This is a genomic window from Marinobacter sp. CH_CUG1437-1, assembly GCF_037029655.1.
Lineage (GTDB): Bacteria > Pseudomonadota > Gammaproteobacteria > Pseudomonadales > Oleiphilaceae > Marinobacter > Marinobacter salsuginis.
The window spans coordinates 1,142,188-1,162,707 of sequence record NZ_JAYMEW010000001.1 but is presented as its reverse complement, the minus strand read 5'-3'; the positions used below and the strand labels follow the sequence as shown (position 1 = coordinate 1,162,707).

The following is a 20,520-nucleotide window of genomic DNA, read 5'->3' as shown; positions in this document are numbered from 1 at the left end:
TCGCAAATTTCGCCCCCTTCTAAAACGCGAAAAGCACCGCGATCAGCGGGATAAAACCCAGTATTCGCAGTGCCTTTCGGTTTCTTAGACCGTTTGGGAATATCAGCCCAGTTTCAGGGTCGACAGGGTCCTCGCGCGGACTTCAGTCAGCAGTGCTTCGTCTTCAACCAGGGAGTGGCCGTAGGACGGCACCAGCTCTTTCATGCGCTCCTGCCACTCCGGCGTCTTGATCTTTTCCGGGAAGCAGCGCTCGATCACATTGATCATGGCGTTGGCTGCGGTAGAGGCCCCGGGGGAAGCGCCAAGCAGTGCTGCCAGGGTCCCGTCCTTGGCCGCCACGATTTCGGTGCCGAACTCGAGCTTGCCACCGCCGCCATCAACCTGCTTGATGATCTGCACCCGCTGGCCGGCCATACGCAGCTGCCAGTCTTCTTCCATGGCGTCCGGGAAGAAGTTGCGCAGCGAGGCCACCCGGTCACTGTGGGACTGGAACACTTCCCCGATCAGGTAGCGGGTCAGGTCCATGTTGCTCTTGCTCACCGAGAGCATCGGCTTGAGGTTGGTGGATTTCACCGAGCCGATCAGGTCAAAGATGGAGCCCTGCTTGAGGAAGCGGGTGGTGAAACCGGCAAAGGGGCCAAACAACAGGGCCGGCTCGCCGTTGATGATACGCGTGTCCAGGTGCGGCACCGACATGGGTGGCGCGCCAATCGGCGCCTTGCCGTACACCTTGGAATCGTGCTGCTGGACGATGTCGGGCTTGCCACACACCAGCCACTGACCACTGACCGGGAAGCCGCCATAGCCGCGGGCTTCCTCGATACCGGACTTCTGCAGCAGCGGCAACGCACCACCACCGGCCCCGAGGAAAACAAAACCGGTCTCCAGCTTGGTCAGCTCTCCGGTCTTCTGGTTCTTTACGCGAAGCTTCCAGCGGCCATTGTCCCTCTGGTCAATGTAGTGCACCGGCGAGCTGAGCATCAGCTCGAAGTTCGGCTGGGTTTCCAGCCAGCTCACCATGCTGCGGGTGAGAGAACCGAAATCCACATCCGAGCCGTGCTTGATCCGGGTCGCGGCAACACGCTGCATCGGGTCCCGGTTATTGACGATCAGGGGCATCCATTCTTCGAGATCCTTCGGGGACTCGGTGTATTCCATATCACGGAACAGATGATGGGCGCTCAGGCGCTCGTAGCGGCGCTTGAGGAAGGCCACGTCCTTTTCACCCCAGACAAAGCTCTGGTGTGGCGTGCGGTTAATAAAGGTGGATGGCTCGGGCAGGATGCCCTGCTCCACCAGATAGGACCAGAGCTGCAGCGACACCTCGAACTGGGCGTTGATCTGCAGGGCACGATCGATGGTCACGTCGCCATCGTCGGTTTCAGGGGTGTAGTTAAGCTCACAGTATCCGGCGTGTCCGGTACCTGCGTTATTCCATCCATCTGTGCTCTCATGGGCAACGTGGTCGAGACGCTCCACCATGACGATGTCCAGGGACGGATCAAGCTGCCTGAGCATCATGCCGAGAGTGGCGCTCATGACGCCACCACCGACCAGCACTACGTCTGCCTGTCTAACGGCCATTGGTTTTCACCCTAGCTAGTGTTGAGCCTTTTTGCCCCCTCACGATCAGCAAGGAGGCCTGTCGAAAGCCGGTCGGGCGCGAGGTAAACGGCGCCGCCGTCTGCTTCCGGTCTGAATGTGCGCGCAATTATCCCGATTTTCGCCGGGATAATAAATTGCGATTGTCAATCGTTGCGCCCTTATCAGGCTTTTACTGGTTCCACTTGCCGATACGTGCACTTGCGAACAGTGGTTTGCTTCGGGCCAAAGGTCTAAAATCCGCCCGCATGATCTGTCTGGCCGGCTTCGGCCTCTACTCTGACAAACCAGGACGGGATTTCCCAAATGTCTGCCCTTGATGCGATTCTGATTGTTCTCGCGGTTCTGGCGCTGTTGGGCGTCATATTTGAAGAAGTCATCCACATCAACAAAGCCAAGGTAACGCTGTTCTTTGGCACCATGAGCTGGATGCTGCTCTTCCTGTTCAGTGATAGCCCGGATGAAACGTCTGCCATTTCCGCCGGCCTGTCCGAGAGCATTGCCGAAATCGCCGGATTGTGGCTGTTTCTCGTCGCAGCCATGACATTCGTCGCCTACCTGAATAAGAAGGGTATGATCGAAAACGTGATTTACCTGATCATGCCGAAACAGGTAAGCGAGAGGCGGCTACTTTTCCTGACCGGTCTTTTTTGTTTCATTTTCTCCTCTTTGGCAGACAATATCACCGCCACTTTAGTCTCATGCTCGCTGATTCTGTCGCTGGATCTGGAGCTGAAAAAGCGCATCCAGTTCGTCACGCTGGTGGTTTTTGCGGTCAACTCAGGCGGCGTTTCCCTGATCACCGGCGACGTTACCACTCTGATGATTTTCCTCGCGGAAAAGGTGGAAATACTGACTCTGCTGACCCTCGCGATCCCGGCCTCGATTACGGTTTTCATCCTTGCTGTCTTCCTCTCACGGGGCCTGACAGGTACTGTGACACTTCGTTCCAACACCACCCCGGTGCGACGGGTTGATGCGGTCATCAGCGGACTGTTTTTGTTAACAATCCTGAGCACGATCGCCGGCAATGCCCTGTTCGGAATTCCACCGGTTCTGACCTTTCTGTTCGGCCTGTCCATCATGTTCCTGGTATCGCGATTCATGAGTGACGACTCGGACCTGGACCCGATTCTCGAATACATCCGTATCATCGAATTTGAAACCCTGCTGTTCTTCCTCGGCATCCTGCTGCTTGTGGGCATGCTCAAGGAGATTCATGCACTGGACTCGTTGGTGGCCATCTACGATGTCCTGCCACCGCTTTACGCAAACTACCTGATGGGTATCTTCTCGGCGGTGATCGATAACGTGCCGTTGACGGCAGCACTGCTGAAGGCCGGCATCGACATGAGTCCCGGCGAATGGATGGGACTGACTTACGCCGTGGGCGTGGGCGGCTCGCTGCTGGTGATCGGTTCGGCCGCCGGCATCGTGGCAATGAGCAAGGTCCCGGGGCTGACCTTTGCGGCTTATATGCGGTATCTTGCACACCTCCTGGCAGCCTACACCCTTGGCTATGCCGGGGTTTTCATGCTCGGACGTTTCATCAACTGAGGTCTATCTATGCTAATGGCATTTGGCGCAATCATCGCCGGCCTGGTACTGCTGGTCTGGAGTGCCGACAAATTTGTCGAGGGCGCTGCGGCGACCGCCAAACATCTGGGCATGCCCACCCTTTTGATCGGCATGGTGATTATCGGTTTCGGCACCTCGGCACCGGAACTGGCGGTCTCCGCCATGGCCGCCTCCGACGGCAACCCCGGCCTGGCGCTGGGTAACGGCTATGGCTCCAACATCACCAACATTGCCCTGATTGTCGGCCTCACGGCGGTTATCGCCCCGATCGCGGTGCACTCCCAGGTCATCCGAAAAGAGTTGCCGCTACTCATCGGACTCACTCTGATTGCCGGGGTCCAATTGTTGGACGGCCAACTCTCGCGCCTGGATGGCTGGGTGCTTCTGGCGGTCTTCGCGGCAGTCATGGGCTGGTCCATCTACCAGGGCCTGAGAGGCAAGGCCGACCCCCTGGCCGGTGACGCCGATGCAGAGATCATCGCCCATCCCATGCCCCTCAAAACCGCTGTTATCTGGCTGGTGATCGGCCTGGTACTGCTGATTGTCAGTTCCCGCCTGCTGGTGTGGGGTGCAGTCACGATTGCACAGAGCCTGGGTGTCAGCGACCTGGTTATCGGCCTGACCATTGTTGCCATCGGCACCTCCCTTCCCGAGCTTGCCTCGGCCCTGGCGGCGGTCAAGAAGAACGAGCACGACCTCATCCTGGGTAACATTCTGGGATCCGGCATCTTCAACACTCTGGCCGTGGTGGGGCTTGCCGCGGCTATCGAACCCCTGGCGGTGGATCCGGAAGTGCTTTACCGGGACTGGACGCTGATGCTGGCACTTACGGTGGGCCTGTTCCTGATGGGCTACGGCCTGACTGGCTGGCGCAAACTGGTGAGCCGAGTGGATGGCGGCATCCTGGTACTGGTCTACGTTGCCTATACCGGTTATCTGTTGTCCACGGTGGTGGCTGCAGGCACCGCCTGATTTAGCGTAACTGTGTGAGGCCGGTGCTAACCGGCTTCACCATCCCCCAGCAACTCAGTCAGCCTTGCGCGCACCTCGGTCATCACCTCATCCAGGTCGGCCTTGGTCTTGCCGGCCGTCTCCAGAGGCTCACCCACCCGGACGTCCACCGGTTGGCCAAGGTTGATTTGCCAGGTGCGGGCCGGCAACACCCGATGAATGCCACGCACGGCCACAGGCACAATCACCGCCTCGGTATCCAGCGCCAGATGAAAGCAGCCTTTCTTGAAGGGCAGAAGCTTGCCATCCGGTGAACGGGTCCCCTCAGGTGCGGCCCAGAGCACGATTCCGCTCTCCATCATGGCACGGGCCTTTTCCAGGTCTCGCACAGCACGTTGTCGGTTGGAACGGTCCACCGAGGGGAATTCAGCTGCACGCATGGCCTGCCCCAGCAGTGGAATACTGAACAGTTCCTTTTTCGCCAGCATTCGAATGGAGCCCGGCAACGACACGAAGGTGACCGGGATGTCGTAGTGGCTGGCATGGGTGCACATGATGATGTAGCGCCGGCCATCACCAAAATCCGGCACCTGGCCTCGCACCGTCAGACTGGCACGAACCAGCCGTAACAGCGACGCCGACCACTCCCGACAGTATTGATCAACGATGGGCCGGTTCAGCCTCCCGAACAGCGCCCGGAGCAACACCAACAGGGAGAAGAGTGCGGTTAGTCCAACACTGCCAAGAACCACACCCGCCCGCCGAAGAAGCGTTGCCGACTCCGTTAGCGGATTCATCTTCAATCGAATCATCACAGCGCCCTTCTCTGTTTCCCGGTTTCGCTCCCGGCCTTGCCGGGAATCTCAATAGCGGCGAATTATAGCGACTGAAAAACCCGTTGGATAACGCACAAAAGCATTGATTAATTTTTGATCATTATCTATAAGATATAAGGATATAACTCCAAAGAATCGAAAGAGCAGTCCCACCGTTCGACGACAAGCCTAAAAAGGAGACGGATCATGAAGCAGGAAACAGCTCTGATGCGTGGCCCGAATGACCCGGGCCTCCAGAACCCTACCCGGCGCACCCTGCTGCTTGGCAGCGCCGGGGCCATGGCGGCGGTTTCTGTGCTGGGGTTTACGCCTCTGGCCAAGGCCGATGAGCCAAAATCACTGCCGGATTACGCGGCCTGGAAAGAACGCAACGCCCTGATCGTTCACAGCACCAACACCATGGAAACCCAACGGGGGGCCATCGGCAACGGCGTCATCACCGCCAGTGACCGTTTGTTCGTACGCAACAACCTGCCGGCACCACCGGCCTCGGTGACCGACAACCCGGATGTCTGGGAGGTGCGGATCGAGGGCGTCAAAAACCCCCGAACCCTGACAGTCGGTGACCTGAAGCAAATGGGCGTAACCACCGTTGCGTCTGTACTGCAGTGTTCCGGTAACGGCCGGGCGTTTTTCCCTCACGGGGCAGGTGGCACCCAGTGGTCTGTTGGCGCCGCTGGCTGCATCATGTGGACCGGGGTGCCATTGAAGGACGTTGTAGAGGCTCTGGGCGGTCCTGTCGAAGGGGCACGCTACATCACCAGTACCGGCGGCGAGACACTGCCTGACGGTCTGGACCCGAAAACCGTGATCGTTGAGCGCTCGGTTCCCACCCGAGCCATGGAAAGCGCCCTGCTGGCCTGGGAAATGAACGACGAACCTCTGCCCCATACCCACGGTGGCCCTCTGCGCATGGTGGTGCCGGGTTACTACGGCGTGAACAACGTGAAGTACGTCAAGAACGTTGCCTTCACCGAAAACCAGACTGACGCCAAGATCCAGGCCTCCGGTTACCGGATTCGTGATGTTGGTGTAAAAGGCGCCCCGGATCAGCCCTCCATGTGGGAAATGAACGTGAAATCCTGGGTGACCGCCCCTCTGGAAAGCGGTCGGATCGGCCGAAACATGATTTACGGTGTGGCCTTTGGTGGCACCGTTGCCCTGGAAAAAGTCGACGTTTCCGTGGATGGCGGCAAAACCTGGAAACAGGCTCGCTTCCTGGGCCCGGATCTGGGTCCCTACGCCTGGCGGCCGTTTGTACTGGCAGCCGATTTAACCGCTGGAGAGCATCGAATTGTCAGCCGGGCCACAGACGTGGAGGGCAATACCCAGCCTGAGGGCCGGGTCGAGAATGAACGTGGTTACGGCCACAATGGCTGGAGCGACCACGGAGTTACGGTTGCCATCAGTTGATGACTGGTCGGGTCGGCCGGGAGTACGTCGACCCCGATCTTTGCGGAATGCAACAACATGAGAAAAACTGCATTATTTTTCGCGGTAGCCCTGATCGGGCTACCTTCACTGGTTGTAGCCAGTGAGCTGGAGAAAGGAAAGCAGGTCTTCACCCAGGAGGCACAACCCTCCTGCACGATATGCCACACACTCGCCGACGCAGGTTCAGCAGGTGCCGTCGGCCCGAACCTGGATGAACTCAAGCCAACCCTGGAACAGGTGGCCAATGCCGTCACCGGCGGGGTTGGTATTATGCCCGCGTTCAACGAGTCGCTGTCTGAGGAACAGATCCGGGCGGTGGCACACTATGTAGCCACTGTGACAGGCGGCAGTATATAGAATGGGGGCCTGGCGGCCCCCATCACTTCTCAGGCGTTTTCCTCAAACACCATGGCAACCGAGTTCAGGCAGTAACGCTGCCCGGTTGGCGGCGGGCCGTCGGGAAAAACATGGCCAAGATGACTGTCACATCTGGGACAGCGGATTTCGGTGCGGGTCATGCCCAGACTGGTGTCCTCGATGTACCGGATGTGTTCCGGGTCAAAGGGCTGGAAGAAGCTAGGCCAGCCGGTTCCCGAGTCAAATTTCGAGTCCGAACTGAACAGAGGCAGATCGCAGAGCCGGCAGTGGTAAACTCCGGCTTTCTTGTTATCCAGCAAGGTCCCGCAGAACGGGTGCTCGGTACCATGGTCCAGCAATACACGTCGCTCTTCCGATGTCAGATCTGCCGCCTTTTCCTCAACCTGAGCTTCGGTCAATGGCGTCAGGTCATAGCCTGCCTTGGATACTCCCATGGTCTGCCTCCTCAGGCGGTACTGCCTGTGTCGTTGTCTGTAAATTCCGGCTTCAGGCGGTCAGGATAGCTGTCTACGAGCTTTTCCATTTTCGGCGCGGCCACGGCCATGATGTAGGGCTGATAGGGGTTCCGGGCCGCAAAATTCTGGTGATATTCCTCGGCCGGATAAAACGCTTCGAGCGGTTCCAGGGTAGTCACTATCGGATCCGGGTATACCCCGGCCTGATTTAGCTGTTGGATGTAGGCCTCGGCCACTCGCCGCTGTTCCGCCGTTTCATAAAACACCGCCGAGCGGTACTGGGTGCCCCGGTCGTTACCCTGGCGATTCAGCTGGGTGGGATCATGGGCAACCGAGAAGAATACCTTGAGCAGCTCGCCAAAACTGACCTTGGCAGGATCATAGTGGACATCCACCACTTCGGCGTGGCCGGTAGTACCCGAGCACACGGCCTCGTAATTGGCGGAACTGGCATGACCGCCGGCGTAACCGGATTCGACGCTGGTGACGCCATCCATTGCCAGGAAAACCGCCTCCACACACCAGAAGCAGCCGCCCGCCAGCACAACCCGCTGCTCACCTTCTGCCGCTGACAGATCCTGCTCGGGGTCGGGAAAACGGCTGCGCGGAACGTTGAGACCCGGGATACTGCACGATGTCGTCATGATGACCTCTGCGTTCAAGTTTTCTGCCTGTAACGGCCCGATTGTGGCTGGAAACCTGCGGATTTGCCAACCCTTGTACCCGCCGGCGTTAGCCGGCTTATATGTACGCTGTTCAAGGCAGCAGGATCACCCCGCCCAGCGCACTTAGCGGCGCCAGCAGCCAGACCGGCACCCGCCATACGGCCAGGCACAACCAGAGAACCAGCACCAACCCCAGGTCCAGGGCGCTATGGACTGCCGAGGTCCATACCGGATCATAAAGCGCTGCCAGCAACAGGCCGACCACGCCAGCGTTGACGCCGGCCAGAGCAGACCTTGCCCGACGGTGCTCGCGAAGCCAGCTCCACAATGGAAGACCGGCAAAGACCAACAGGGTTCCGGGCAGAAAAACTGCGATAACGGCGACAACACCACCGATAGCACCGGCCTGTGAACCACCCAGAAATCCAGAGAAAGAAAACAGCGGCCCCGGCATAGCCTGAGCAACGCCATACCCCGCCAGAAAGGTGTCCGCGGCCATGGCACCGGAAGCCACGAAGCCTTCCTGCAACCAGGGCAGCACAACGTGCCCGCCACCAAACACCAACGCGCCGGCCCGGTACATTTCCGCAGCGATCCAGCCGAGGCTACCTGTCGCCTGTGGCAGGAAAGAAACCAGCAACAGGACCGCAAAAGCCACGGCAAGAAGCGCAGGCTTCCGGGATTGCAAAGGCACCTGAAGCGGTTCGGATGCCGCACTGCTCCCCAACTGCATAACAGAACCGACAGCTCCGGCGATGGCCAGGGCCAATATCTGCATCCAGGTTTCGCCGATTATCAGTAGACTCACGGCAACCAGCAAAGCCATGGCGATTCGGGGACGGTCCGGACACAGGGTTCGCCCCATCTGCCAGACGGCCTGGGCCACCACCGCCACAACAAACAGTTTGAGGCCGTGTATCCAACCGCCACTGCCGGCCTCGGGCCAGGCGCTCAACCCCAGCGCGAAGCTGATCATGATCAGCGCCGAAGGCAGGGTAAATCCCAGCCATGCTGCGAAGGCACCGCGGTAATGGCCGCGCAGGAATCCGATGGTCAGACCCACCTGGCTGGACGCCGGACCAGGCAACAGCTGGCACAGGGCCACGACTTCTCCGTAGGCACTGTCCGAGAGCCATCGCCGACGTTTCACGAACTCATCATGGAAGAACCCAAGGTGCGCTGCCGGCCCGCCAAACGAGGTCAGCCCGAGCCGGAGGAACAACAGAAAAATCTGCCACGAGGACAGCTCTTCTTCGCCTGGTGATGCAGTCATAAATACTCTGACTCTGATCGTTGGCCGGTTCGGCCTGCCAATATGTCATCAAACATGAACATTATGTCGTTTTGGTTGCATACCTTCGAGGGCCATCCATAATGAGAGTCAGGGTTTGCCACATTGCATATCGGCCATGCCCCGCTCGGCATACAAAGGAAGAAAAATGACGGCAAGGGCTCGCACACCGGAAAACCAGGATGAACTCCTGGAGTACCGCCTGAGCCTGCGGCTCGGCCCTGTTCACGCCCGCCAGAGGCTCGGCATTGAACGGGAGGCTGAAGCGAAGGTATTCGGGCAGGATCACAGCTCCTTCCATCTGGAAAACTGGGCCACGGCGCCCGGGTTTATACGCACCTGTCTGCGCATGGTTGGTCTCTGGGGCCGCGGCCAGAGCAACAGCCGACGTCTGAACACCGTGCATAATCGCTTCCACCTCCCCGGCCTGCCCGAGGCCTTTGAAGGCTTTCGCATTCTGCACCTGACCGATCTTCACGTGGACATGGACGAAGCCAACCTGCAGGCGGTGCTGCGCCAGATTGAACCACTGGACTATGACCTGTGCGTGTTGACCGGCGATTACCGGAAACTGACCTGGGGCCCCATCGAGGGGGCCCTGGACGGCATGGCAAGGCTGCGGGATGGCATAAAGGGGAAACCCTACGCCGTGCTGGGTAACCACGACAGCGTTCGCATGGTACCGGCGCTGGAAGACATGGGCTACCAGCTGTTAATGAACGAAATGGCACCCATTGAGCGCGACGGCCAGACCCTGTACCTGGCGGGCGTCGACGATGCCCACTTCTTCAAAGTCCACAACCTGCACCAGGCCGGTGACAAGATCCCGGCAGGGGGCACCAGCATTCTGCTCAGCCACACGCCGGAGATCTGGCGCGAGGCCGCCCACGCGGGCTATGACGTCTTTCTTTGTGGTCACACCCACGGCGGGCAGATCTGCCTGCCCGGTGGCATACCGGTGACCCTGGATTCTGACTGCCCGCGAACACTCGGACGAGGCTACTGGCGAATGAACGGTATGCAGGGCTATACCTCCCCCGGTTCGGGCACGTCTGTTGTCAATGTTCGGCTCAACTGCCCACCGGAAGTCACCCTTCACACCCTGACCCGTGGGCCGGATTAATGAGGTTGCCGACGGATCCCGAGGCGGTACAGCAGCGGTGAGCCGAAAATGTTGGACAGGGTAAAAAGCACCACCACAATCAGCACCACCCAGAAACTCACCGGCAGCCAGGCCATGGCCAGCAACATGGGCAGGAGTGCTTCAGGAATCTGATCCAGACCGATGGCCCTTGCGCTGGAGGCCAGACCCAGCCGACGCTTGATAAAACTGCTCAGCATATCTCCAGCCAGCCCGAGCAGGCCGAACAGAAGCCCGAAAAGGAACCCCAGACCGGTAAACAGCGCAAACACCGCACAGGCAAGTGCGCCGGAAACCACCCCCCGCCAGGTTTTGCTTTCACCGAAGACGGGCCGGCCATCGGACCAGAGTCTTCCGCCATCAACCGGCGCTGACCAGCGGTTTTTCAACAACCCGGCAGCGACCACCGGTGTACCGTTGGCCAGCACCAGCATCAAAAACAGCTCCAGAACGATCAGCAAGCGTTTGCGCCTCTCTGAAACGGCCGATCAGGCAATCCCGCCCCGGGTCAGCTTGAGCGGGTCCATCAACTCCTCAAGCCGTTCCCGGCTGAGGCCGCTGCGCTCCTCCGCCACATCAATGACCGGACGCCCCGTCTTGTAGGCCTCCTTGGCGATGTCTGCCGCCAGGCTGTATCCGATTTCCGGATTCAGCGCGGTTACCAGCACCGGGTTCTTGCCCACACCTGCATTGAGGTTGTCGGCATTGACCGTAAAGTCCTTGATCGCTTTGTCTGCCAGCATGATGGCTGCATTGGAGAGCAAATCGGTCATATCCAGCAGGTTCCCACCCACCAGGGGCAGCATCACGTTGAGCTGGAAATTACCGGACTGGCCGGCGATGGCCACAGCGCTATCCAGCCCCATCACCTGGGCGCCCACCATGGCAACGGATTCCGGGATCACCGGATTGACCTTGCCGGGCATGATGCTGCTCCCCGGCTGCAATGCCGGAAGACTGATTTCAGCCAGACCGTGAATCGGACCACTGTTCATCCAGCGCAGATCGTTGGCGATCTTGGTGAGCACAATGGCTGCACCGCGCAGCTGCGCCGACAGCGCCACCGGGGCGTCCACCGCGCTCTGGCCGATAAACTTGTGATCGAGCGACGTAAACGGATAACCGGTATTGGCCCGCAGGAACTTGACGAACTGACCGGAAAATTCCGGCAGCGCATTGATTCCGGTACCCACTGCCGTACCGCCCTGGGGTACCGCCAACAGTTCATCAGCGGCGGCCTCTACCCGCTTTTCAACGGCCAGAAGCTGTTCGCGCCAGGTCTTCAGCTCCTGGCCCAGCGTCACCGGCATGGCATCCATCAGGTGGGTTCGACCAGTCTTAACCTGACTGGAGAATGCCGCCTCCTGTTCATAGATCACTCCGCACAGATGCGACAGTGCCGGCAGCAGCTTCTCCTTGGCCGCAATCACCGCGCTCACGTGGATGGCCGTCGGAATCACATCGTTGGAGCTCTGGCTCATGTTCACATGATCGTTCGGGTGCACCTCGAAACCTGCATTGCGGGCAATACTGGCGATCACCTCATTCACATTCATGTTGGTGCTGGTGCCAGAGCCGGTCTGGTAGCGGTCCACAGGAAACTGATCGGCGTACTCGCCTTTCACAATATCCTCACAGGCCTGGGCAATGGCATCCCTGAGATCGTTATCGAGCAGACCCAGGCTGGTGTTGGCTTCTGCGGCTGCCCGCTTGATCTGCGCGACTGCGGCAATGAACGCCTGGGGCATTGGCTGACTACTGACCGGGAAATTCTCCACGGCGCGCTGGGTTTGCGCGCCCCAGAGCGCATCCCCAGGTACCTGGACGTCTCCGAGGCTGTCCGTTTCCGTTCTGAATTCGCTCATATTCCCTCCTGTCCGTCCATTTGCTGGTGGGCTTTGGGCGTGTACGATCCAGGGCCGGCCCTGGCTCAACCGCCGCCCTGCGACCTGAGCCGAACATGGTCGCAGATGCCCGTAACCTGTTCAAAATTCAGGATCAGGGTATGAACCGTGTTGGTGTAGGTATCATGTAGGTGGAATTTGTAGCGGTGCTGCTTTTCACCCTGCAGGAAGGCGTCGTATTCGCGGACCAGTTCACGCACATCGCCCCCGGAATCCTTGCTCCAGGTGGCATTGAACGGCCCCAGAACGGCACCGCCAGCCAGGCAGACTGTCACTTCGTGGTTCGTCAGACCATTTTCCGGAACTGTCATGGTTTTCTCCCTTTCGATAAACCTGTGATAAGTGTAGTCGCTCCTGACTTTGAAACAGGCCATAGTGCCAAGTCCGTCACAGAACAACGCTTCCAACATTGGACAGGCCCCATTTGTAAGAATTTCCTACACCACTAATTCTCTGCCGTTGCTAGTCTCTTCCAAAACCCATCAGCAGGCCCCCGCACAACAATGGCTACCAGCACAGTGGCGGAGATCCTTCTCCGATATGACGATGACCAGGAACGGCACCATTTCGAAACCCTGTTTGGCGACGATTTCGCGATTCAGGCATTCGCCTCTGATCAGACTGCCCTCGATCACCTCGCCTCCGCTTCCACACTACCGGCCGCCATCGTACTGATGCCTGACCAGCCTGATGGTCACCTCGAATCGTCGCTGCTATCAGAGGTCCGTGACCGCTACCCCTCGATCCTGAAGATACTGATCGGGGATGCCATTGCCCTGAACCTCCTGGTGACGCTGCTTGATGATCAGTTGATCGATCGCTGTTTCGAACAACCAGTCGATCTGGATGTCATCCGGTCTCACGTGTTGGCCGCCGCCCTAACCCGGGAAGCGCAATCATTCGCTCCGGATACCGGAGAGGCCCCGGAGGGCCCCAGCCCGGCGATTCTGATTGTCGATGACGAACCGACTGCCACCCGTTACCTGTCGAGGCAGCTGGCGCACATGCAGACCGAGTTCCGGGTGCTGAGCGCCATCAGTGCCGAAGAAGCCCTTCTTACCCTCCGGGGTGACGGCAGTGTTGCCGTGGTGATGACCGACCAGAGAATGCCCGGGATGCACGGCAAAGAACTGCTGGACGAACTCCGACAGTCGCATCCGACCATTGTCCGTATTCTCACGTCGGCCTGGGGCGAAGTGGATGTGGCGATGGATGCGGTGAACGAAGGCCGGATTTTCAGGTACCAGAGAAAACCCTGGCGCGCCGATGAACTGTTGAACCTTTTCCGCAAGGCACTGGCCCATCATCGTGCCCTGGTTGCAACACGGGACAGCTCCCGCTCAATGGCCGAGCAACAGTTTGCGGAACTGCGCCAACAACGACATGCCCGGCTGCTCGAACACCTGTCTGACAGAGTGGACAGTGTTACCGGCGAACCGACAACCGCCGATTTTCTGGACGCCCTGACAAGCATCCGCACGCTTCCGGCCCAGCCGCCTCACCTGCGGGCGAGCCGGGAAACCGCCCTGGAGCATGATCTGATGAGAGACTTTGTCGGGTTGGTGGGCCGGCAGTTGGACAACCTGGAACCAGACGCACCACCCAACCCCCTGACCAGACGAGCCTTTGCAAGGGCCCTGACCGACGCATTGGACAACCCCGCCGCCGCGAGCGAAACACAAACACCACTTATGATGCTCTGCCATTCACTGGCAACGCTTCTGAATGCGTCGGGCCTGAAGGCCACTGCTTTGGAGATCACTCAGGCCGGGGACCACCTAACTGTAACCAACCCAAATGCGTTTCATATTTACAGCCACCTGCTGGCGCCCATTACCCGGCTTTCACGCCCATTATTGGAACAGCAAACCGCCCTGCTGATGCTGTTCGTAAGTAGCCGGCTGCTGGCAGGCGACATCGATACCGACGGGGGCGACCAGAGTCTCTGGGTCAGCCTGCGACTGCCGGCCAGGGCCGACTGATGGTGGCGGGCCAGCGCAGACTCAGGCTGTACGTCACCATCGGGCAACGCCTGCTCCGTGACAGCCTGCTGTTCCAGATCCTGCTGGACAGCGAGGTCGAACTGGTCGGCGAATCCGAGACCGGCGTTGCAACCCTCAATCACCTGCAGGCGGCCAGGCCGACGGTGCTTTTGATTGAAGAAAACCTCCAGGACAACGACGGGCTGACCATCGCCGAGCATGCACTGACGATGAACCCTTCTCTCTCGGTATTGCTGATTTCGGACACGCCGGTCAGCAACGGGCGAATGGCGATCTATCTGGAAGCGGGCGTCAAGGCCGTGGTGTCCAAGGATCAGCCAATTCAGGAGTTGATCAAGACCCTGTTCTACATTCGAAACGGACAGGTTTATATCGGCAATTGGCGCCAGCAGCCCGAACCGGCGGGCGTGCTCGCATACCAGGCCCTGTCCGGACGGGAACGGGAAGTGGCGCAGCTTATGGCCAGCCGGCTTCCGGTGCGGGACATTGCCGGCCGGCTTGGCGTGTCCTGCAAAACGGTGCACTCCTACAAGGATCGGATATTCGTGAAGCTCGGCTTCGAACGCCTGCCCGAGCTGATACTGTTCATGCAACGACACCAACACGGAGCCGCCGAGTGAAACTGCTTTCCGGCATCGATCAGATCCGCCAACTGCCCGCTTGGCGCCAGCGGCGCTTCGAGCGCTTCTACCACACCCAGTATCGCTACCGGGTGCTGCCGCTGTTCGCTGACGTTTACCTGGTCATAGCCTTCATCGGCACCCTGCTGTTCCTGGGCGGGCTGGCGCTGAACCCGGACGCACCGGATATTTTCGGCACCTACCTGATCTACACAGCGATCCTGACCGGCCTGATTGCCGCTCACCGGTTCACGCGCCTGCGCCGGTCCGCGCCGATGATCGTCTACCTGGTATTTTTCAACATGGCCGTGTTCAGCTACCTGGGGTACATCACAACAGGTGCGACTCTCGCTCCCATCGTGGGGCTGTTCTTTTTTATCAGCTCCGTGGGCATCATTACCCTGTCTCTGCTGCACACCAGCCTGATTATCCTGATTAACCTGTCCCTGCTGGTGCTTTGCACGTTTTTGGCGGTAGACAGCCACGAAGTGGCCGAGACCCTGATCGGTATTCTGACCAACTGGCTGATTCTGATGTGCCTTGTCGTCGCGCCCCTGTCGGCCTGGTTCCTGTCGCAGTTCCTGCGCAATCTGCTGGCTCTCCAGTTCCTGCTGCGCGACCGGAACCGCCAGCTGTCCCGCACCCTGGAGACCCTGAAAGTCACGGAAGAGAGACTGGCCCAGGAGCAGAAACAACAGGCTCTGAGCCATATGGCCAAAGGACTGCTGCACGAAATCATGAATCCGCTGAACTGCGCCAGCCAGGCGGTGGATTTTGCAAGCTCGGTAAACCGGGATTCCGAAGTGGCAGATGCCCTGACGGACGCCAGCACGCACCACAAACGCATCGCCGATATTGTCTCTGACCTGATCGAATTTTCTCGTCCCGTGCCGGAACACAATCTGGAAACAGCCGATCTGCGCAAACTGGTGGCCACCGCAACCGGGTTTTGCCGGCATCAACTGAGAGGCGTGGAGCTTCACATGGACATTCCGGACGGGACCCTGCTTCCCTGCTACCCATCGGCGCTGACCCAGGTGTTCGTGAACCTGCTGCTAAACGGTGCCTCAGCCGTCAGCAACAGCAACGGGCACGGCAAAATCGAGATAACCGCCGAAAGCACCGACACCGCGCATCGCATCCGGATCCGGGACAACGGCCAGGGCATCGCGCCGGAGGATATCAAGCGCCTCGCTGATCCGTTCTATTCCACCAGCGATACACCGGACAACCTGGGGCTGGGCCTGAGCATCTGCCAGACCATCATGCGACATCACAAGGGCAGCATGTGGATTACCAGCGAGCCCGGGCAATGGACAGAGGTAACCCTCACGCTGCCTAAAACCGCAGTATGGCGCGGAGGGTAACAGCGTCTCCGTCCGGCGCGGCCATCAAGGTATTGCCGCGAATATCCGGTATCAGATAGTTGAGGCGCAGCTGGAACACCTCGCCCAGATACCAGGCAAAACCCAGTAGCGTTACATTCGCCTCGCCCCCCAGGTTCCTGTCTCGCAGGTCTACCGCACTGTGCCGGGCGACCAGTTCCAGGGCGCCCGCCCGATGCCGGGGTTCAATCCGGTCAAACTCTCCGCGGCTGTAATAGCGTTGATCGTCAGTCAGGAACACACCGGCCTGAAGGTAAGCGCCAGCGAACTGCCAGCGTGACCCGTCGGTTCGCCGCACGTTCTGGGCCATGGCTTCCGCCACGAGGGTCAGGCGATTATAAAGCCAGGCGGCTTCAAGGCCCGCCAGCCAGGCATCACGGGCTTCAAATCTCGGGCTGCGGATGACATTATCGGCGCTGAACACCTCCCCCTCATCCTTGATCTGGAAACGGCTGTCGCCGAGGTCACGGTAGGAGACCGCCGTGCCAAGATGCACGGTCTGGGTCTCTGAACGAACAGGGGCACGGGTCAGTCTCGCGGTTACGGCGTGAGTGGAGCCGCCATCGGGTTCATCGGTAAACAGACCCAGTGACCAGGTGCCTCGATTGCGATACTGCCCCGCCATAATACCGGTGGATCGCCCGGGTGCGAACGCCGAACTCACCAGCGAACGCTCGCTGGTGTTCAGGTTGGTGTAGCTTGCGAGGCGCTCCAGGCCGAAAGGTTCTTTGAAGCGCCCCACCTGGGCTTCGAACCGGCTCGGGCCATCGTAAACAAGGTAGGCATCACCAAGATCCAGCTCTTTCTTGTCGGCTTCGATCTTGTAGCTGCCGTCCAGCTCTGCCTCCCAGCGCTTTCCCCAGCTCAGTTCCAGTTCAAGCTTCGCATTTCGCAGTACGCCCCGGGTGGTGCTGGGCTCGCCATCCTCGTCATAAAACGCACCGTAATGGTCGACACCGGCGGCAACATAACCACCCAGTTCGGCTTCCAGCGGTGACGCCATAACAAGCAGGGGCTGCAGGCTAAACGCCAGGGTCAGACCGATAACCAGCAATGCCCATTTCAGCTCAGCGAACATGATCGGGCTCCTGTCGAAAGTGCATTCTCAACAAGGCGGTGTCCCGCAGGTAACTGACCGACACCACATCCACCCGGAACACATCCAGACCGGTGCGATCACGAAGGTCGGCAATGAGCAGTTCCCGACGGTCCCGATGGACGTTCTCGATCTTTTCGTACTCCACCTCTCGCTCGCTATGCCTGGGCAGCAGCACCCGGGTTTCGAGCACCAGCGCCAGGACAATGACCAGCAGATTGAGACACACCAGCTCCAGGTGGTGCATCGTGCCAACCGCCGCCAGCAGGGCCATGGCAATCACCAGAAACAGATAGGTCATTTCCTTGATGCCCAGCGCCTCGGTTCGGTACCGAAGCATAGAAAAGACAGCGAAGAGTCCGAAGGCAAAACCCATGGTGACGGTGACCGAATGCAGCAGGGCGGTCACCAGAAAAACGCCGACCCCGAACAGAATGAACGAGGCGGCGTTCTCCCTATGGCGGGAAAAGGCGTAGTAGCAACGGATCAGCACGAACACCGAAGCGGTATTGATTAAAAGCCGGATCACAAAATGGAAATCAACTGCCGATTCCATGGAGTCTCCTCAACAACGGTTTGAAGCGATTGGTTTTGCATTCGTGGCCGAACAACAGGCTGGTGCCAACGCAGTACTTGCTGAACTGCACGGGTCGGCAGCCAAGCTGACCAAGCCGGTCAAGCAGGGGGGAGCAGGGGATTTTCCGATCATACTTGACCTCGAAAACCGCAACGTCGGGCAAGCGAATACCGCTCTGGCGGTCGGCCGAATGAAACGCCAGTCCGGTATCCAGGGTGATGCGCTCAGTCCCCCTTGGGCTCATCAGGGTCATCCGACGATAGCTGACAAAAAGAGCCGGCAGCATCCTTGCCACCGGAAGGCCCAATTGCTCTTCCAGAAAATGGCTCACATGACCGCTCGCAACGGTTCGCGAGGTGAGCGGTAAACGGTTCTTGATGGTTCTCTCCCGATTGCTCTTTTTCTTCACCTCCAGGAAGCTATCCCCGGTTTCGCGGTAGTGGCGGACGCGGAACTTGAACCGGTTCAATTTGCCGTTGTGGTGATCCAGGTACAGCTGACGTCCGGGAGTGTCGAAATACAGGGTGTCGTAGGTGAATCGCCGGTTGCCGTCGATCTCCAACATGGAGTAGTGGTGCTCCAATCCACGCAGGCAAGCATCCAGCCGGTGGGCCGGCACCAGGAACTTGGTGTCGACCCGGTTCATCAAACGGGCCTGCATCTGATCAGCCAGGCTGTGCCCGCGGAATCCTTCCCGCGGGCCGGTGACGGCCATGTTCATTGGATGCCCGAATCGTATTCCAGGGTGGCATCCAGGGTCAGTTCCACGTCTCCCTCACTGGCGCCGGTGCCTGCTCGGGTGATGGTCATCGTGCCCTCCGCGCCCAGGGCCAGGGTACGCACATCGCCGGGCTGGCTTTCGTCCACTTCGAACAGCAGAGCGTTGGTGGCAAAGCCGTGGAACTGATGGGTACCGGGCACGTAATCGGATGCCTCGATAAACAGTTGCAGCACGTAGGGCGTGAAATTGTCGTTAACATCCGCGCCAATCAGCAGCAGGCTTATGACGGCCGGCTTCGACTCTCGATCGACCGAGTACACCAGGCTGTCCACCTCAAAGGCAGCAAAAGTCAGGCTCGCATTCACCGACTGACCACCCGGCAGCGTAAAGCGGAAGGCTCCCGTGTCGGCACCGCCCTCGGACTTGATGCTGCCGGTCAGGCTGGTTGTCGCCGGGGCACCGCAGTCAGGCTCTGTATCCGCAAGCCGATATACCTCCCCGGTGGGCGTTTCTTCGGCGATGGCCTGTTCAATGACGGCCCTGCGCGCTGGCCGGTAGTCGCCATCGCCGGGCTCACCGCGGCCGTTGATAAAGGTTTTCAGGCTGGCTGCCGCGTCCGCGGTGGTTCCCGTAAGTTCGCGAATCCGCTCCACTTCCGCCAGTAATGCGGTTTCGTCCCACTGGGTGGCCAGCAGGTCTTCGAGCTCGGCCTCATAGCGCGCCCGGTACTCGGGGATATTGAACAACCGGTCGGCCAGCGAGAAATTGCGATAGAGCACCCCCGTCAGGGGCTTGAGGGGATGCGCGCCACGGAATGCCGTATCGGCACCCCAGGGAATAAAATGGAACAGGCCGTCTGCGGGGTCCCGGTAGATGTGGAAGTTGTTGGCGTTACCCGTGGCGGAATCCCAGGCGCCCAATAGCGTTTCCACCGCCCAGAACCGGATAAACTCATCTACATCCACCAGCTGCGGCAATACATTCACCATCTGCTCATCGGGCAAAGCCAGAGCATCGGTAACCGCCTGCAGGTCAGTACGGTCGTTCTCTTTTTCGTTGGTTTTCTTCTCGAAACGCTGGCTCAGCCAGGTGCCGAAATCCGCCGTCTGGGCCTCGTACTGGTTGCCATCGTCGTCGCCGAATGCCCGTGCCAGAAACGGCTTCTTGATGGATTCGACATTGGTAAACACACCCAGATCCTGCCCATTCACCGACACCCTGGCGTAGTTGCATTTCGGCGCGGCGAGCCCGGCCTGGCGGAACTGGTCATAGGCCAGGCACTGGCGGGCATTGGATGGGTCCTGACGGTTATTGTTCAGGGTCATCCGGGTCATGTTCTGATAGGTGCGGCCAGGCCAGAGATCGTCAAAATCGAGCTTGAGAGAGGGAATGCTGGGGCTCAGCGAACCCATGTAGCCTTTCTTGCGCACAATCACCCGGTCCATGCGGTCACCGTCGATGGTGACACTGGCGGAAAATTCCGTGTAGTCGAACTCGGGGACACATTCCCGGTCGGTGCTGGCCAGGGTGCGGGCTTCCGATTTCAGTTGGCTGAAATCGGCAGGGCTCATGGTGACCGACACGTTTATCAGCCGATCAGGATCGTAAAGTTCGGCATCGCCGCCGATATTCACGGGCTCCGCAGGTGGTTCGAAATCGGAAGGGCTCGAAACCTCGGTGTCTCCACCTCCGCCACCACAGCCGGCCAGCAGCGCCATGCCGACAAACGCCAGTGACCAAAGCCCGTGTCCATAGCCGGTTTTCCGGCCAAACGTTGTTATTTTCATCTGTTACTCCCTCAGATGTTCTGAAACCTGCCGGTGTCGAAAACCGGTTGAGGGAGTATTTCGCGAAGGGGTTTGGGCTGTATGTAAGAACGTCTT

The 20,520-nt window shown here is 59.4% G+C and carries 20 protein-coding genes; 8 read left to right on the top strand and 12 right to left on the bottom strand.

The genetic code is table 11. The features are described 5' to 3' along the window. Positions 1-102 precede the first annotated feature (102 nt). The gene (gene mqo, locus WA411_RS05270) at positions 103-1,584 is read right to left on the bottom strand and encodes a malate dehydrogenase (quinone) (RefSeq protein ID WP_069181936.1); all 1,482 of its coding nucleotides are present in this window, start codon (positions 1,582-1,584) and stop codon (positions 103-105) included. Positions 1,585-1,908: 324 nt separating this feature from the next. Here mqo and nhaD point away from each other — a divergent pair, with 324 nt between their 5' ends. Then, complete coding sequence (gene nhaD / locus WA411_RS05265) at positions 1,909-3,159, top strand: sodium:proton antiporter NhaD (RefSeq protein WP_291908270.1); 1,251 nt, start codon at positions 1,909-1,911, stop codon at positions 3,157-3,159. A gap of 9 nt (positions 3,160-3,168) precedes the next feature. Beyond that, positions 3,169-4,152, top strand: coding sequence for a calcium/sodium antiporter (locus WA411_RS05260; RefSeq protein WP_174805015.1), 984 nt, complete (start codon positions 3,169-3,171; stop codon positions 4,150-4,152). A gap of 26 nt (positions 4,153-4,178) precedes the next feature. Here WA411_RS05260 and WA411_RS05255 read toward each other — a convergent pair whose 3' ends face one another. Beyond that, positions 4,179-4,943 (bottom strand): lysophospholipid acyltransferase family protein, encoded by a 765-nt coding sequence (locus WA411_RS05255; protein WP_209400039.1) that lies wholly within the window; start codon positions 4,941-4,943, stop codon positions 4,179-4,181. 210 nt (positions 4,944-5,153) lie between these two features. Here WA411_RS05255 and sorT point away from each other — a divergent pair, with 210 nt between their 5' ends. Together sorT and sorU are read left to right on the top strand one after the other, a co-directional pair. Next, the gene (gene sorT, locus WA411_RS05250) at positions 5,154-6,380 is read left to right on the top strand and encodes a SorT family sulfite dehydrogenase catalytic subunit (protein WP_291908269.1); all 1,227 of its coding nucleotides are present in this window, start codon (positions 5,154-5,156) and stop codon (positions 6,378-6,380) included. A 57-nt stretch (positions 6,381-6,437) separates the two neighbouring features. After that, complete coding sequence (gene sorU / locus WA411_RS05245; RefSeq protein WP_291908268.1) at positions 6,438-6,758, top strand: SorU family sulfite dehydrogenase c-type cytochrome subunit; 321 nt, start codon at positions 6,438-6,440, stop codon at positions 6,756-6,758. Between the two features lie 29 nt (positions 6,759-6,787). On the opposite strand, the gene msrB is transcribed toward sorU, so the two are convergent. From msrB to chrA, 3 genes are all read right to left on the bottom strand, one after another. Continuing rightward, a complete protein-coding gene (gene msrB, locus WA411_RS05240) occupies positions 6,788-7,213 on the bottom strand; it encodes a peptide-methionine (R)-S-oxide reductase MsrB (protein ID WP_069181941.1) in 426 nt (141 codons plus the stop codon). 11 nt (positions 7,214-7,224) lie between these two features. Next, entirely contained in the window at positions 7,225-7,878 is a 654-nt protein-coding gene (gene msrA, locus WA411_RS05235) for a peptide-methionine (S)-S-oxide reductase MsrA (protein WP_136629236.1), read from the bottom strand. A 112-nt stretch (positions 7,879-7,990) separates the two neighbouring features. Further along, on the bottom strand, positions 7,991-9,172 hold the full coding sequence (chrA, locus tag WA411_RS05230; protein ID WP_291908264.1) for a chromate efflux transporter: 1,182 nt from the start codon (positions 9,170-9,172) through the stop codon (positions 7,991-7,993). A gap of 166 nt (positions 9,173-9,338) precedes the next feature. On the opposite strand from chrA, the gene WA411_RS05225 reads away from it, so the two are divergent. Then, a complete protein-coding gene (locus WA411_RS05225; protein WP_069181943.1) occupies positions 9,339-10,313 on the top strand; it encodes a metallophosphoesterase in 975 nt (324 codons plus the stop codon). Here WA411_RS05225 and WA411_RS05220 read toward each other — a convergent pair. From WA411_RS05220 to WA411_RS05210, 3 genes are all read right to left on the bottom strand, one after another. Next, the gene (locus tag WA411_RS05220; RefSeq protein ID WP_222465401.1) at positions 10,310-10,792 is read right to left on the bottom strand and encodes a CDP-archaeol synthase; all 483 of its coding nucleotides are present in this window, start codon (positions 10,790-10,792) and stop codon (positions 10,310-10,312) included. The two genes, WA411_RS05225 and WA411_RS05220, sit on opposite strands and share 4 nt — an antisense overlap. Before the next feature lie 27 nt (positions 10,793-10,819). After that, positions 10,820-12,196, bottom strand: a complete 1,377-nt coding sequence (locus WA411_RS05215; RefSeq protein ID WP_291908261.1) for a class II fumarate hydratase — start codon at positions 12,194-12,196, stop codon at positions 10,820-10,822. A 65-nt stretch (positions 12,197-12,261) separates the two neighbouring features. Continuing rightward, positions 12,262-12,546: a hypothetical protein gene (locus tag WA411_RS05210; RefSeq protein WP_069182785.1), complete on the bottom strand. Its 285-nt coding sequence runs from the start codon at positions 12,544-12,546 to the stop codon at positions 12,262-12,264. Positions 12,547-12,738: 192 nt separating this feature from the next. On the opposite strand from WA411_RS05210, the gene WA411_RS05205 reads away from it, so the two are divergent. From WA411_RS05205 to WA411_RS05195, 3 genes are read left to right on the top strand one after another with little or no spacing between them, the layout of a single operon-like run. Then, positions 12,739-14,217, top strand: coding sequence for a response regulator (locus WA411_RS05205; RefSeq protein WP_291908260.1), 1,479 nt, complete (start codon positions 12,739-12,741; stop codon positions 14,215-14,217). Then, a complete protein-coding gene (locus WA411_RS05200) occupies positions 14,217-14,858 on the top strand; it encodes a LuxR C-terminal-related transcriptional regulator (RefSeq protein WP_291908258.1) in 642 nt (213 codons plus the stop codon). Before WA411_RS05205 ends, WA411_RS05200 begins: the two co-directional genes overlap by 1 nt. Beyond that, positions 14,855-16,225: a sensor histidine kinase gene (locus WA411_RS05195; protein WP_291908256.1), complete on the top strand. Its 1,371-nt coding sequence runs from the start codon at positions 14,855-14,857 to the stop codon at positions 16,223-16,225. Before WA411_RS05200 ends, WA411_RS05195 begins: the two co-directional genes overlap by 4 nt. Here the strand turns inward: WA411_RS05195 and WA411_RS05190 are convergent. The 4 genes from WA411_RS05190 to WA411_RS05175 are packed head-to-tail and all read right to left on the bottom strand — an operon-like array spanning position 16,197 to position 20,424. Further along, positions 16,197-17,321, bottom strand: a complete 1,125-nt coding sequence (locus WA411_RS05190) for an OprO/OprP family phosphate-selective porin (protein WP_291908254.1) — start codon at positions 17,319-17,321, stop codon at positions 16,197-16,199. The two genes, WA411_RS05195 and WA411_RS05190, sit on opposite strands and share 29 nt — an antisense overlap. After that, positions 17,311-17,895 carry a DUF4956 domain-containing protein gene (locus WA411_RS05185; RefSeq protein WP_069181950.1) on the bottom strand — a complete coding sequence of 195 codons (585 nt, stop codon included), beginning with the start codon at positions 17,893-17,895 and terminating at the stop codon, positions 17,311-17,313. The genes WA411_RS05190 and WA411_RS05185 overlap by 11 nt, the downstream gene beginning before the upstream one ends. Continuing rightward, a complete protein-coding gene (locus tag WA411_RS05180) occupies positions 17,879-18,637 on the bottom strand; it encodes a polyphosphate polymerase domain-containing protein (protein ID WP_291908252.1) in 759 nt (252 codons plus the stop codon). Before WA411_RS05180 ends, WA411_RS05185 begins: the two co-directional genes overlap by 17 nt. Further along, entirely contained in the window at positions 18,634-20,424 is a 1,791-nt protein-coding gene (locus WA411_RS05175) for a CotH kinase family protein (protein WP_291908250.1), read from the bottom strand. Before WA411_RS05175 ends, WA411_RS05180 begins: the two co-directional genes overlap by 4 nt. Positions 20,425-20,520 lie beyond the last annotated feature (96 nt).